This window comes from Ruegeria sp. AE3, assembly GCF_056542225.1.
The window spans coordinates 169953-182652 of record NZ_JBQFZL010000006.1; the positions used below are offsets into that span (position 1 = coordinate 169953).

At 58.1% G+C, this 12700-nt stretch carries 16 protein-coding genes; 9 read left to right on the forward strand and 7 right to left on the reverse strand.

Annotated features, from left to right (window positions below; translation table 11 throughout):
* From ACR0NZ_RS13430 to ACR0NZ_RS13450, 5 genes are read left to right on the forward strand one after another with little or no spacing between them, the layout of a single operon-like run.
* Positions 1-471, forward strand: coding sequence for an HPr kinase/phosphorylase (locus ACR0NZ_RS13430; protein WP_480473855.1), 471 nt, complete (start codon positions 1-3; stop codon positions 469-471).
* Complete coding sequence (rapZ, locus tag ACR0NZ_RS13435; RefSeq protein WP_480473854.1) at positions 468-1349, forward strand: RNase adapter RapZ; 882 nt, start codon at positions 468-470, stop codon at positions 1347-1349. Before ACR0NZ_RS13430 ends, rapZ begins: the two co-directional genes overlap by 4 nt.
* Positions 1346-1738, forward strand: a complete 393-nt coding sequence (locus ACR0NZ_RS13440) for a PTS sugar transporter subunit IIA (protein ID WP_209506320.1) — start codon at positions 1346-1348, stop codon at positions 1736-1738. The genes rapZ and ACR0NZ_RS13440 overlap by 4 nt, the downstream gene beginning before the upstream one ends.
* A 16-nt stretch (positions 1739-1754) precedes the next feature.
* Positions 1755-2024: an HPr family phosphocarrier protein gene (locus ACR0NZ_RS13445; RefSeq protein ID WP_209506323.1), complete on the forward strand. Its 270-nt coding sequence runs from the start codon at positions 1755-1757 to the stop codon at positions 2022-2024.
* Positions 2025-2064: 40 nt separating this feature from the next.
* The gene (locus ACR0NZ_RS13450; RefSeq protein WP_480473853.1) at positions 2065-2964 is read left to right on the forward strand and encodes a lysophospholipid acyltransferase family protein; all 900 of its coding nucleotides are present in this window, start codon (positions 2065-2067) and stop codon (positions 2962-2964) included.
* Between the two features lie 47 nt (positions 2965-3011).
* On the opposite strand, the gene ACR0NZ_RS13455 is transcribed toward ACR0NZ_RS13450, so the two are convergent.
* Positions 3012-3887: a 3-hydroxybutyryl-CoA dehydrogenase gene (locus ACR0NZ_RS13455; protein WP_209506328.1), complete on the reverse strand. Its 876-nt coding sequence runs from the start codon at positions 3885-3887 to the stop codon at positions 3012-3014.
* A gap of 164 nt (positions 3888-4051) precedes the next feature.
* Here ACR0NZ_RS13455 and ACR0NZ_RS13460 point away from each other — a divergent pair, with 164 nt between their 5' ends.
* A complete protein-coding gene (locus ACR0NZ_RS13460) occupies positions 4052-4855 on the forward strand; it encodes a DUF6473 family protein (RefSeq protein WP_480519497.1) in 804 nt (267 codons plus the stop codon).
* A 59-nt stretch (positions 4856-4914) separates the two neighbouring features.
* On the opposite strand, the gene ACR0NZ_RS13465 is transcribed toward ACR0NZ_RS13460, so the two are convergent.
* From ACR0NZ_RS13465 to ACR0NZ_RS13490, 6 genes are all read right to left on the reverse strand, one after another.
* Positions 4915-5844 (reverse strand): electron transfer flavoprotein subunit alpha/FixB family protein, encoded by a 930-nt coding sequence (locus ACR0NZ_RS13465; RefSeq protein ID WP_480519500.1) that lies wholly within the window; start codon positions 5842-5844, stop codon positions 4915-4917.
* Entirely contained in the window at positions 5844-6602 is a 759-nt protein-coding gene (locus ACR0NZ_RS13470; protein ID WP_209506332.1) for an electron transfer flavoprotein subunit beta/FixA family protein, read from the reverse strand. Before ACR0NZ_RS13470 ends, ACR0NZ_RS13465 begins: the two co-directional genes overlap by 1 nt.
* A 200-nt stretch (positions 6603-6802) precedes the next feature.
* Entirely contained in the window at positions 6803-7375 is a 573-nt protein-coding gene (locus tag ACR0NZ_RS13475) for a cob(I)yrinic acid a,c-diamide adenosyltransferase (RefSeq protein ID WP_267364209.1), read from the reverse strand.
* Entirely contained in the window at positions 7375-7578 is a 204-nt protein-coding gene (locus tag ACR0NZ_RS13480; RefSeq protein WP_480519502.1) for a twin transmembrane helix small protein, read from the reverse strand. The genes ACR0NZ_RS13475 and ACR0NZ_RS13480 overlap by 1 nt, the downstream gene beginning before the upstream one ends.
* A 77-nt stretch (positions 7579-7655) precedes the next feature.
* Complete coding sequence (locus ACR0NZ_RS13485) at positions 7656-8483, reverse strand: SDR family NAD(P)-dependent oxidoreductase (protein WP_480519504.1); 828 nt, start codon at positions 8481-8483, stop codon at positions 7656-7658.
* A gap of 69 nt (positions 8484-8552) precedes the next feature.
* Entirely contained in the window at positions 8553-9182 is a 630-nt protein-coding gene (locus tag ACR0NZ_RS13490) for an SH3 domain-containing protein (protein WP_480519506.1), read from the reverse strand.
* 201 nt (positions 9183-9383) lie between these two features.
* Here ACR0NZ_RS13490 and ACR0NZ_RS13495 point away from each other — a divergent pair, with 201 nt between their 5' ends.
* From ACR0NZ_RS13495 to ACR0NZ_RS13505, 3 genes are all read left to right on the forward strand, one after another.
* Complete coding sequence (locus ACR0NZ_RS13495) at positions 9384-11732, forward strand: DNA topoisomerase IV subunit A (RefSeq protein ID WP_480519508.1); 2349 nt, start codon at positions 9384-9386, stop codon at positions 11730-11732.
* 99 nt (positions 11733-11831) lie between these two features.
* Positions 11832-12425, forward strand: a complete 594-nt coding sequence (locus ACR0NZ_RS13500) for a hypothetical protein (protein WP_480473846.1) — start codon at positions 11832-11834, stop codon at positions 12423-12425.
* A gap of 112 nt (positions 12426-12537) precedes the next feature.
* Positions 12538-12700: GTP-binding protein (locus tag ACR0NZ_RS13505; protein WP_293573406.1), on the forward strand; the 163-nt coding region annotated here is incomplete at its 3' end.

Sequence of the window (12700 nt, forward strand, 5' to 3'; positions counted from 1 at the left end):
ATGCAAGCAGGTTCTCTGTCAGACGCCAAAGACCGGGACAGCGCTTGTGTTCATGCCTCATGTATAACAGTGGCCGGGCGCGGGCTGTTGATTGTCGGTGCCTCGGGCGCGGGAAAATCGGCATTGGCATTGCAGATGATGACCTATGGGGCAGGGCTGGTTGCGGATGATCGGGTCGAACTGTCAAGGCGGGGCCATCAGGTCATTGCCGCCGCCGTGCCGCAGATACAGGGTTTGATCGAGGCCCGTCACATTGGTTTGATCAAAGCGGATGCATTCGGACCGGTCCCTTTGGACTATGTTATGGACCTGGATCAAAACGAGCCGCAGAGGTTGCCTGCCGAGGCGACAATCGTGCTGCTGGGGCAAACTGTTCCCTTGCTTCGCGGGGCAGGCGTGCCCAACTTGGCCGCAGCGTTGATGCAGCTTCTGAAATATGGGCGTGTACACCCGGAATGGCCGAACAAATGACAGAGCAACGGCGGATCGTGTTGGTTACAGGCCCATCAGGGGCCGGAAGATCCACAGCCATTCATGTCCTGGAAGACCTGGGCTTTGAGGCTATCGACAACTTGCCGATGGGCCTGTTGCTGCGCCTACTGGACAGTGCGGACAGCGACCGCCCAATGGCGCTGGGCATTGACGCCCGCAATCGCGATTTCTCGACAATCGGGTTTATCGAACTGGCCGAAAGCCTGGGTCGCATGGCGCGGGTGGATTTGACCGTTCTGTATCTGGATTGCAGCGACGACGTGTTGGTGCGCCGGTTTTCGGAAACCCGCAGGCGGCACCCCGTTGCCAAGAATGCCAGCCCTGAGACCGGCGTTCAGCGTGAAAAAGAGCTGCTGGCCCCCATACGCGAGATTGCAGATACCCTGATCGATACAAGCCATCTGAACGTGCATCAGCTGCGGGAAGAAGTTGAAAACTGGTTTGCGCCCCAAGGGGGGCGACATCTGGCAGTTTCTATCGAGTCGTTTTCGTACAAGCGGGGCCTTCCGCGCGGGCTGGACATGGTCTTTGATTGCCGGTTTCTGGCAAACCCGTATTGGCGCCCCGAGTTGCGGGCGGCGGACGGGCGGCACTCGGACGTTGCGCGCTTTGTTCAATCGGATATGAATTACGCACCCTTTCTTGAACGTGTTATGGATTTGCTTACTTTGTTGCTGCCGGCCTTTCGGGCCGAAGGAAAAGCACATCTGTCGGTGGCTTTTGGATGCACGGGTGGGCAACACAGATCCGTCGCAATGGCAGAAGCTGTTGCAAAGGCCCTTGCAGAGGACGGGCAGCAGGTGGCAATTAGACATCGCGAGATGGAACGTCGGTCGTTGAGTGTGAGGTCGGATTGATCGGAATAGTGATCGTTGCGCATGGCGGTTTGGCCCAGGAATACCTGGCCGCCACACAGCATGTGGTCGGACCGCAGCCCGGCCTTGTGGCCATTGCGATCGAACCCGACCACGATAGGGATGAAAAACAGGCGGAAATCTGTCGTGCGGCTGACGAAGTGGATATGGGCGACGGTGTTGTCGTTGTAACCGACCTGTTCGGTGGCAGCCCTTCAAATCTCAGCCTGCGGGCCTGTGCGCCTCAGGATCGGCGGATATTGTATGGGGCAAACCTGCCAATGCTCATTAAATTGGCCAAAAGCCGCCACTTACCCGTTGGTGATGCTGTCCGCCAGGCAATGGAAGCTGGACGGAAATACATCAATGCGCAAAATGTGACTTTGGACTAAAACCGGATTGATGAATATGACCACCCGAAGCCTGAAAATTATCAATGAAAAAGGTCTGCATGCCCGCGCCTCGGCAAAACTGGTCGAGGTTGTGGAAGGTTTCGACGCGCATGCCGAGGTGTCGAAGGACGGAATTTCTGCGTCAGGTGACAGTATTATGGGCCTTTTGATGTTGGCAGCCTCTCGCGGAACAACTATTGACGTCGAGACCTCCGGGCCGGATGCTGAAGCATTGGCAGAAGCTCTGGAAGCGCTTGTGAACGACAAGTTCGGAGAGGGGTTCTAAGCTGCCCTTGCCGGGACAGGAAGAACGGGAAGACCAGGAATTGGCGGAAACGACGCACGAGACCAAGACAAGCCCGGTGGTGGATGGGACCGCAGATCAGGGCGAGATCTACGACCGTAGAACTCTGACCTATGCAAACTCGTTCGATGACGCCTGGACTTCAACGGCCATTCGCGCCATCGAATGGTGCACGGGCAAGCTGACCATTCTGCGGATGGTCAACAAATTCGAGAAAAAGAACGAATTTTATCGTGGGCAGCGGTTCTGGGGTGGCGCGCTTGAGGTGATGGGGATCGACCTGACCACGCCGCTAGAGCAGATCGCCCGTATTCCAAAAACCGGCCCTGTGGTTGTCGTTGCCAACCACCCCCACGGAATGGTGGATGGTATGATTCTGGCCGAGTTGATCGGGCGGGTCCGCAGTGATTATCGCATTCTGACCCGCTCGGTCCTGACGGGTCTGGATGAGGCCGCGACATCTTTCATGATCCCGGTTCCATTTCCGCATGACCCCGAGGCGCAGGCCAAGATGCTGGAAATGCGTGGCAAGGCGATGGACCATCTGAAGGACGGCGGCGTCGTGGCGCTGTTCCCGTCCGGTGTCGTCATGTCATCGGATGACTGGTTTGGCCCCGCAGTCGAGCGCGAGTGGAATGTGTTCACCGCAAAAATGATCCGCCGTTCAGGCGCGCGCGTGGTGCCTATTTTCTTTCCCGGCAGCAACTCGCGATGGTACCAGATCGCCAACAAACTGTCGCCGATCCTGCGGCAAGGCTTGCTGCTGCATGAAATCGTCCGCTCGTGCAAAAAACCGCAATCGCCAGTCATCGGCGATCCGATCTCGGATCAGGACATGGAACAGTTGGAGCGTGACCCGCGTGGTTTCATGACCTGGCTCAGAAACCATACAATGTCGCTGGGCAAGTCAGGCCAATCCTGATCCGTGTCTTCATCTGACCGACACCGTGCTTGGCAAGGGCGGTTTTGTTAACGTGTCGGAACCGGCACCTCGCCGCGATAATCATAGAAACCGCGCTGCGTCTTGCGCCCCAGCCATCCGGCCTCGACGTATTTCGTCAAAAGTGGGCAGGGGCGATACTTGGTATCAGCCAGACCATCATGCAAGACGTTCATGATGGCCAGACAGGTGTCCAGCCCGATGAAATCCGCCAATTCCAAAGGCCCCATAGGGTGATTCGCGCCCAGCTTCATCGATTGGTCGATGGACTGGACGCTTCCGACACCTTCATACAGCGTATAAACGGCTTCGTTGATCATCGGCATCAGAATGCGGTTGACAATGAAAGCCGGGAAATCTTCGGCGCTGGCAGCCGTTTTGCCCAACCGGTCCACCACCGCTTTGCAGGCTTTGAAGGTTTCCTCATCCGTTGCGATACCGCGGATCAGTTCCACCAATTGCATGATCGGAACCGGGTTCATGAAGTGAAAACCCATGAAACGTTCGGGTCGGTCGGTACGGCTGGCCAGACGCGTGATGGAAATGGACGACGTATTCGACGTCAGGATCGTATGCGGCAGGAGGTGTGGCTGCAGATCTTCGAAAATGGCCTGTTTGACCGTTTCCCGCTCGGTCGCAGCTTCGATCACCAGATCGGTCTGTCCCAGCTGCGGCAATTCAAGGGTGGTTGTAATACGCTTCAGGGCCGCCTGCATCGCATCGTCAGTGATCTTGCCGCGTGATGCCTGACGCGCCATGTTGCCTTCGATCGTGGCCATTGCGCTGTTCAACGCATCCTGACTGACATCATTCAGCAAGACATCGTATTCCGCCAAAGCCAGAACATGAGCAATGCCGTTGCCCATCTGACCCGCGCCAATCACCCCGACCGATTTAACTTCCATGTTCAGCTGCCTTTGCCCTGGAGGATACCGGGACAGTATCGGCAGACCGGGGCAGGCGGCAAGGGGATCGAACCGGTCAATTTTGCTTCAAATGCGCGCATTAGGAGATTCTCAATACCTAAGGCCGCAAATTGGCATTTGGGTGAAAATGTGGGGGGCTTGGTATGAGCTTTCATCGGGTCAGCGACAGCACAGAGGCCGCGTGCCAATATGCAGGATCAAACCTTTGGTTTCGGGCACCGCCCGGAAATCTTGAGACGCCTTACGTGGCCTGTCTGGGTGGAGAAGAGACGTTTGGCCGGTTCGTGGAGTATCCGTACCCGGCATTGCTTGCAAAAAGATTGCCGCAGCCTTGTACCAATTTTGGCAGTCTTTTTTGCGGGGCTGAGGCATTGCTTGCTGATCCGGGGGTCTTAAATCTTGTCAACGGATCGGACCTTTGTGTGCTGCAAGTGCTGGACGTGCCTTACCAGTCGAACAGGTTTTATCGCGTGCATTCGCGTCGGAATGATCGGTTTCTTGAACCCTCGTGCGACCTGCTGGACCTTTATCCCGAGGTCGATTTCACGGATATCCACTTTGTCAGGCATTTGCTGGAACGGTTGCGGGCCATTAAGGACGCGCGCTTTGAGGTTGTAGCACAGGAGTTGCGAGAGACTTGGTTGCGCAACACATCCGAGCTGATACGCCGGATCAAGCCGGGGGTTGTTCTTCTCTGGCTGCATATACAGCGACAGGAAGACCGGCATCGCGACCTTGTCCTGCCCGACGCTGACATGATCGAACAGGTTCGACCGCTATGTGCCGATGTCGTGGAATGCTCGGTCAGTGTGTCCTCCTTGTCAGACGAGATCGAGGACGTGTTGTTCGGGACGCTGCAACAGCCTGTGGCCGAGCATATGCTCGGCCCCTCTGCGCATAGAGAGATTGCCTTGAAGCTTGAGGCGGTTTTGAGGGGATTGAATTGAAAAAGGCCCGCTTGGTGGCGGACCTTTGGTGATTGTGGGGCTAAGATCCCGGGCTGTGTTCAGCCGAGTTTTTCGGTCAGTTCCGGGACCGCCTGGAACAGGTCGGCGACCAGTCCGAAGTCGGCGACCTGGAAGATCGGTGCTTCTTCGTCCTTGTTGATCGCAACGATGACCTTTGAATCCTTCATGCCCGCAAGGTGCTGGATTGCGCCCGAGATTCCGACCGCGACATACAGATCAGGCGCAACAACCTTGCCGGTCTGACCCACCTGCCAGTCGTTCGGGGCATAGCCCGAGTCCACAGCGGCGCGCGATGCGCCAACCGCTGCACCCAGCTTGTCAGCCAGAGCTTCGATCAGCTTGAAGTCGTCTTGCGAGCCGACACCACGGCCGCCCGAGACAACAACGCCTGCCGAGGTCAGTTCCGGACGGTCGCTTGCAGCCACCTTGTCTTCGACCCACGACGACAGACCGGGATTGTCGCCGACCGAGATGGTCTCGACCGCAGCCGAGCCGCCGGTCCCCGCCGCATCGAAGGACGCGGTGCGGATGGTGACGACTTTCTTGGCGTCGTTCGACTTCACGGTCTGGATCGCATTGCCCGCATAGATCGGGCGCTCAAACGTCGAGCCGTCAACCACGCCCGAGGCATCCGAGATCACCATCACGTCCAGCAGGGCTGCGACGCGCGGCATCACGTTCTTGGCGTCGGTGGTCGCGGGGGCCACGATATGCTCGTACCCATCGGCCAGACCCACGATCAGCGCGGCGGTCGATTCCGCCAGGCGATGACCCAGCGACGCGTCTTCGGCCACCAGCACCTTGGACACGCCGTCGATCTTGGCGGCAGCCTCGCCGGCAGCGGCGGCCGAGCCACCTGCAGCCAGAACGGTCACTTCACCCAGCGCCCTGGCGGCGTTGACGGCCTTGGCGGTGGCGTCCAGCGCCAGTTCGCCATTGTTGACTTCGGCAAGCAGAAGTACAGCCATTACACAGCCCCCACTTCTTTGAGTTTCGAAACCAGCTCATCCACCGAGCCAACGATGATACCTGCGGCCCGTGCCGGCGGTTCTTCGGTCTTGACGATTTCTAGGCGCGGCGTGACGTCGACGCCGTAATCGGCGGCGGTTTTCTCGTCCAGCGGCTTTTTCTTCGCCTTCATGATGTTGGGCAGCGACGCATAACGCGGCTCGTTCAGGCGCAGGTCAACGGTCACGATGGTCGGCATCTTGACGCTGATGGTCTGCAACCCGCCATCCACCTCGCGGGTGATCTTGGCGCTGTCGCCTTCAATATCCAGTTCCGAGGCAAAGGTGCCCTGCGACCAGCCCAACAGGGCCGATAGCATCTGGCCGGTGGCGTTCATGTCGTTGTCGATCGCCTGCTTGCCCGCCAGAACGATGCCGGGCTGCTCTTCCTCGACCACTTTGGCCAGGATCTTGGCAACCGCCAGCGGCTCGATATCGGTGTGCACATCATCCGTCGCAACAACCAGAATCGCGCGATCAGCCCCCATGGCCAGCGCGGTCCGCAGCGTCTCCTGCGCCTGCTTCACACCAATCGAAACGGCAACAACTTCGTCTGCCTTGCCAGCCTCTTTCAGGCGAATGGCCTCTTCAACCGCAATCTCGTCGAACGGGTTCATCGACATTTTGACATTGGCGAGATCAACACCGCTACCGTCCGCTTTCACGCGGACCTTCACATTGTAGTCAATCACGCGTTTGACAGGTACCAGTACCTTCATTGTAGCGCTTTCTCCTCAAAAAAACGGCAAGCCGCGAAGGCGACTCCACCAATGCTCTCGTCGGACTTGATAACGTCTGCTGCACCCGCAAAACAGAGCAAAATCGTCACGTCGTCGCGTCGGGACGTCGCGTTTTGCAGTTTTTTACCTTGAGGCACGCAAGATTGTTGCCCGCATTGTGCCTATTTTCTGGGAAATATTCAGCGGTTCGCGCCAGGAACCCACAGCACGTCGTCCTTGCCATCATTGTTTGCGCAACGGGCCGCGACGAAAAACCAGTCACTTAGCCGGTTGAGGTATTTGACGGCCACGTCGTTAACCGGTTCCATATTTGTCAACTCGACTGCCAATCGCTCGGCGCGACGCGATACGGTGCGGCACACGTGCAAATGCGCGGCCAGCCGCGACCCCCCCGGCAGGATAAAGCTGCGCAGCGGTTCCAATGTTTCGTTCATGATGTCAATTTCGGCTTCCAGCCGGTCGATCTGAGCGGATACGATTCGCAGCGGTGGATAGTCCGCTTCGGCATCCTTCTCCATTTCAGGGCGGCAGAAATCTGCGCCAAGATCAAACAGGTCGTTCTGAATCCGCGACAGGGCGGCATCGACTTCGCCTTCAGCCTCGGTGCGGGCCACGCCAACAAAAGAATTCAACTCGTCCACTGTTCCGTAGGCGGCAACGCGTCCCGAATACTTTGCCACACGCTCGCCATTTCCCAGTGCGGTTTTGCCATCGTCGCCGGTGCGTGTGTAGATTTTGTTCAGCACAACCATTACTGCACTCCTTGCCCGCGTAGATAGACGTAAAGCACGATTAAAACTACGGCGATGAACTGAAAGAGGATGCGCAGGCGCATCATCTTGTTGCTTTTCTTAGCTGCTTCCATGCCGCCTTTGCCGAAATTCGCGATGCCCAGGGCTAACACAACGACAACCGCCGCCATGGCCAGAAGCAGAATGACCATTAAAGGGTCCATTTAAAGTCACCGTCCGGTTTTTTCGATTATCACCCATCTAGCGTCAAGGCACCGAAAAGCGAACGGGAAATAACGTCTCAGATATCCGAAAGGATGCGGTCCGTGGCTTTTGTTGGCAGAATCCGGCGCAGAACCCCTGCGACATATGTCGGGGTGGTTACATAGTAGCGTGGTTTGGGGCGGCGCGCCTCGACCGCATGGGCCAGCTTGTCGGTGACGGCGGAGGCGGGCAGTTCGAACCGGTCCGGTGCACTGTTTTCGTATAACCGCTTCAGCAGCGAACCTTCGTATTTTTCCCGCAGGGCCGAGTTCTCCCAGTCGATGTACTTTTCGAACACCGGGATTGCCTTTTCCCTGAGCTTCGAGGTGATCGGGCCGGGCTCGATCAAAACGACCTGAATGCCGGTATCCCGCAGCTCCAGCCGCAAGGTGTCGGTCAGTCCTTCGATGGCGTATTTGGTGGCGACATATGCGCCGCGCCAGGGGAAGGCGACAAGGCCCAGTACCGAGGAACATTGCACGATCCGGCCGTGGCCCTGCTCGCGCATGACGGGAATAACCTGTCGGGTCAGCTCGTGCCATCCAAAGACATTTGTTTCAAAGATATGGCGCAGAGCGTCTGTCGGGACGTCTTCAACTGCACCAGGCAGTCCATGCGCGCCGTTGTTGAACAGCGCGTCCAGCGTACCGCCCGTTGCTTCAAGTACGTATGACAATCCCGAGGAAATGGTGTCTTGGTCAGTATAGTCGATTCTTGGGCTTTCAAACCCTTGCGCGCGCAGGCGATCACAGTCGCGCTGCTGTCGGCAGGATGCAAACACACGCCAGCCTCGTGCACGCATTCCGTGTGCTGCGTCCAGCCCAATGCCCGACGAGCATCCCGTAATAAGAATCGATTTCTGCATGTGCCTTCCGAAGTTGAACCCCGCCAAAAGCTAGGGTGGGGTTTGCGGCAGGGCAATGACGTCCGGGCGTCAGTTTGATGTTTTCCGGACAAGTGATGCTGAAATCCACCCAACCTGTTGCGCGGGCAACACGCGCAGGCGCAGCCAGCCGGTGCCGGAGTCACTCAGGACCTCGACCCGTTGGCCAAGCGCGGCCTTGCCGATGATGGGATAGATCGTGCCGGGGCCATCGCGCAGATTAACCCGGGTGCCCGAAATTTCGCGGATGTCGGTCTGGGCCTCGGCAGGCGTGGGCAGTTCGACGACGGGCAACTCAGCGTCGGTGATCACCTGCTCCAGTGCGGTCACACCCTGTTCCAGTGACGCCAGGGTCAGGGTCACGCTTTCGTCTTTAAACAGCGAGGGATTGGCTTTCAGGCCAGCCGCGACCTGCGAGAGGAGGGCCTTTGTTTCGGTCTCACCCAACTGGGCTACGGCCTCGGCAACAGGTGGATCCGCCAGAGCGGGTTTGACGGCGGTCCGGGTGACCAAATCTTCAACAGGTGCAGGTTCAACGACCGGTGCAACCGGTTCGGCCACGACAACCACGCGTTCCGGTTTGGCAGGGCGTACGCCGCGCGGTTCAAAATCGGGGCCGCCGCTCATCACATAAAAGGTCCAACCGAGCGCGGCAAAGGTAACAAGTATCAGGCGCGTCATGGCGCATCCCCCAAGGCAATCGTAACATCAACAAATGGCAGTATCTCAATTGATGAAAGCTTAGCATATTTCGGGGGACGAGTCGAAAAATGGGGGAAAACAACATGGTGTCTCCCCCTGTTGCAAAAAGCACGACTTTTCCCCAGCAATTTATGTGTTGCTCGCTTTACCAGGGCGCACTTGCGTCGTATCACATCATATATGAACGATACGATCGATGACCCCAACATGGAGGCCCCTGCAGGTGGGGGCGAGGTGGCGGAACCGCTGCGCCGCGCGATTGGTGAGCGGTATCTGACCTATGCGCTGTCCACCATCATGCACCGGGCGCTGCCCGATGCGCGGGACGGGTTGAAGCCGGTTCACCGCCGAATCCTCTATGCGATGAGAGAGTTGCGACTCAGTGCAACCGGAGGTTTCCGGAAGTCTGCCAAGATTTCCGGCGACGTGATGGGCAACTATCACCCGCATGGCGATGCTGCAATTTACGATGCGATGGCGCGCCTGGCGCAGGATTTCAACGTCCGCTATCCGCTGGTCGACGGGCAGGGGAACTTTGGCAATATCGACGGCGATAACCCGGCGGCCTCGCGCTATACCGAGGCGCGGATGACCATCGTGGCCGAAGCGCTGCTGGAAGGGTTGAACGAAGACGCCGTTGATTTTCGCGACAACTATGATGGCACCCTGACCGAACCGGTCGTGCTGCCTGCACAGTTCCCGAACCTGCTGGCCAATGGCGCAAGTGGTATCGCGGTGGGGATGGCGACGAATATCCCGCCGCACAACATCTCGGAACTCTGCGACGCCTGTCTGCATCTGATCAAGACACCGGACGCGCGCGACGACACGTTGCTGAACTACGTGCCCGGCCCAGATTTCCCGACCGGAGGCGTGATTGTCGAGCCGCCCGAGAATATCGCGCAAGCCTATCGCACCGGGCGCGGTTCGTTCCGTTTGCGCTGCAAGTACGAGGTCGAGGACTTGGGGCGCGGACAGTGGCAGATCATCGTCACCGAGATTCCTTATCAGGTTCAAAAGTCCAAGCTGATCGAGAAGATCGCCGAGCTGATCCAGACCAAGAAAATCCCGATCCTTGCCGATGTGCGCGACGAATCCGCCGATGACATCCGTCTGATCCTCGAGCCGCGCTCCAAGAATGTGGACCCTGAGGTGCTGATGGGCATGCTTTATCGCAACTCGGACCTCGAGGTGCGGTTCAGCCTGAACATGAACGTGCTGATCGACGGGGTGACGCCCAAGGTCTGCTCGATGAAGGAAGTGCTGCGCGCGTTTCTAGATCACCGACAAGAGGTGCTGCTGCGCCGCTCACGCCACCGCATGGCCAAGATCGACCACCGGCTGGAAGTGTTGGAGGGCTTTATCGTTGCCTTCCTGAACCTCGACCGTGTGATAGACATCATCCGCTACGACGAAGACCCCAAAGCCGCGCTGATGCGCGAGGATTGGGGGATCGCCCACATCCGCGCCACCAGCGAGGCCGACTATGTCTCACCCAAACCGGGCGAGGGCGAGTTGTCCGAGGTTCAGGTTGACGCGATCCTCAACATGCGCCTGCGCAGCCTGCGCCGTCTGGAAGAGATGGAGCTGGTTCGCGAACGCGATGAGTTGATGCTGGAACGTGCCAACCTCGAAGACCTGTTGGCCGACGAAGGCCTGCAATGGGCCAAGATTTCCGAGCAGTTGAAAGAGACGAAAAAGACCTTCGGCAAAGATTACGAAGGCGGCGCGCGCCGCACGCGGTTCGCCGAAGCGGGTGAGGTCGAAGAGGTGCCGCTTGAGGCGATGATCGACCGCGAACCGATCACGGTCGTCTGCTCTCAGATGGGTTGGATTCGCGCCATGACCGGTCATATCGACCTGACCCGTGAATTGAAGTTCAAGGATGGCGATGGGCCGCGCTTTATCTTCCATGCGGAAACGACCGATCGGTTGCTGGTCTTCGCTTCGAACGGGCGGTTCTATACAGTCAGCGCGGCCAACCTGCCCGGCGGGCGGGGCATGGGCGAACCCCTGCGCCTCATGGTCGATTTGCCGAACGAGGCACGGATCATCGATATCCTGATCCACAAACCGGGGCGCAAGCTGCTGGTGGCCTCGGATGCGGGCAACGGGTTCATGGTGCCCGAAGATGACGTGCTGGCCCAGACGCGAAACGGCAAGCAGGTGCTGAACGTCAAGGACGACGAAACAGCAGTGATCTGCAAACCGGTCGAGGGCGACCACGTTGCAATCGTGTCCCAGAACGGCAAGTTCCTTGTCTTCCCGACAGAAGAATTGCCCGAAATGACTCGCGGCAAGGGCGTGCGCCTGCAAAAATACAATATGGCACGCGGGCGGCAGGGAACGCTTGAGCTGGACGGCGGTCTGTCTGACATCACCACCTTCAACTGGGAGGAGGGCCTGAAATGGTCCATGGGAGGCGACAAGACCCGGCATGAGGCAGATATGTCCCAATGGCTGTCCAAGCGCGCCAGCGTAGGGAAAAAAGCGCCTTACGGCTTCCCGCGGGACTATAAGTTTTCGTGATCCGACCCCGGTTGCGGTAGAAATCCACCGATACGGCTTGGCACAACCCGTATCGGTGCGCTACACCCAATAAAAACAGGCCTATCGAGACAGAGAGACATGTTGCGCATTCTGACCCTAATCACCGGATTGGCCCTGATGGCCGCATGCACGCAGACGCAGGTTTATGAACCGCCTGAATCGCTGGGTGAATTCAAGCTGCGGGTCAACTACGCGTTCGCTGACAAGGCCGTGCAAGGGCCAGTATCCCGCGATGCAACACCCGACGAATGGACGAAGGCCATCCAGAATGCAGTCGATATTCGTCTGGGCCGTTATGAAGGTACGCAGGAATATGACATCGGAATCAGCCTGGAAGGCTACATGCTGGCGCCCCCGGGAATCCCGATCATCTACAATCCCAAAAGCACTGCGATTGTGCTGGTCAACGTTTATGACGTGAAGAAAGAAAAGTTTCTGGCAAAGGGAAAGCAGTTCCAGGTGCTGGAAGACACGACCGGAGGCAGTGCGCTGAAAGGGTCGGGGCACGAGCGTACCAAAAACGAACAGATGGCCGGTCTGTCACTGAAAGTAGCCGACCGGGTCGAAGAGTGGCTGGCTGAAGAACATGAAGAGAATGGCTGGTTCGAAAAACGGCCAGACCTGATCCAGCCCCTCGATTCCACCGAGGTTACGCAAAATCCGGCGGGATAACCGCATTTCCCTCAGGATGTGCTTGATTTTCCCCTTTGAACCAAATATCTCGCGCGCGCAGATAGTAACCAGGGACCAAGGGTCCCCCAAATCGCAAAAGGGCGCCTGAGGAATGGCAAAGGAAAAGTTTGAGCGTACAAAACCGCACGTCAACATCGGCACGATTGGGCATGTTGACCACGGCAAGACGACGCTGACCGCAGCGATCACCAAGTATTTTGGTGACTTCAAGGCGTATGACCAGATTGACGGCGCGCCGGAAGAGAAAGCGCGCG

What these genes read in the sequence shown, in the direction of transcription:
- ACR0NZ_RS13500 (WP_480473846.1), top strand. Translation starts at nt 11,832, where the DNA reads ATGTTGCGCATTCTGACCCTAATCACCGGATTGGCCCTGATGGCCGCA.
- ACR0NZ_RS13485 (WP_480519504.1), bottom strand. Translation starts at nt 8,483, where the DNA reads ATGCAGAAATCGATTCTTATTACGGGATGCTCGTCGGGCATTGGGCTG.
- ACR0NZ_RS13475 (WP_267364209.1), bottom strand. Translation starts at nt 7,375, where the DNA reads ATGGTTGTGCTGAACAAAATCTACACACGCACCGGCGACGATGGCAAA.
- ACR0NZ_RS13480 (WP_480519502.1), bottom strand. Translation starts at nt 7,578, where the DNA reads ATGGACCCTTTAATGGTCATTCTGCTTCTGGCCATGGCGGCGGTTGTC.
- ACR0NZ_RS13465 (WP_480519500.1), bottom strand. Translation starts at nt 5,844, where the DNA reads ATGGCTGTACTTCTGCTTGCCGAAGTCAACAATGGCGAACTGGCGCTG.
- ACR0NZ_RS13490 (WP_480519506.1), bottom strand. Translation starts at nt 9,182, where the DNA reads ATGACGCGCCTGATACTTGTTACCTTTGCCGCGCTCGGTTGGACCTTT.
- ACR0NZ_RS13495 (WP_480519508.1), top strand. Translation starts at nt 9,384, where the DNA reads ATGAACGATACGATCGATGACCCCAACATGGAGGCCCCTGCAGGTGGG.
- ACR0NZ_RS13445 (WP_209506323.1), top strand. Translation starts at nt 1,755, where the DNA reads ATGACCACCCGAAGCCTGAAAATTATCAATGAAAAAGGTCTGCATGCC.
- ACR0NZ_RS13430 (WP_480473855.1), top strand. Translation starts at nt 1, where the DNA reads ATGCAAGCAGGTTCTCTGTCAGACGCCAAAGACCGGGACAGCGCTTGT.
- ACR0NZ_RS13455 (WP_209506328.1), bottom strand. Translation starts at nt 3,887, where the DNA reads ATGGAAGTTAAATCGGTCGGGGTGATTGGCGCGGGTCAGATGGGCAAC.
- ACR0NZ_RS13460 (WP_480519497.1), top strand. Translation starts at nt 4,052, where the DNA reads ATGAGCTTTCATCGGGTCAGCGACAGCACAGAGGCCGCGTGCCAATAT.
- rapZ (WP_480473854.1), top strand. Translation starts at nt 468, where the DNA reads ATGACAGAGCAACGGCGGATCGTGTTGGTTACAGGCCCATCAGGGGCC.
- ACR0NZ_RS13470 (WP_209506332.1), bottom strand. Translation starts at nt 6,602, where the DNA reads ATGAAGGTACTGGTACCTGTCAAACGCGTGATTGACTACAATGTGAAG.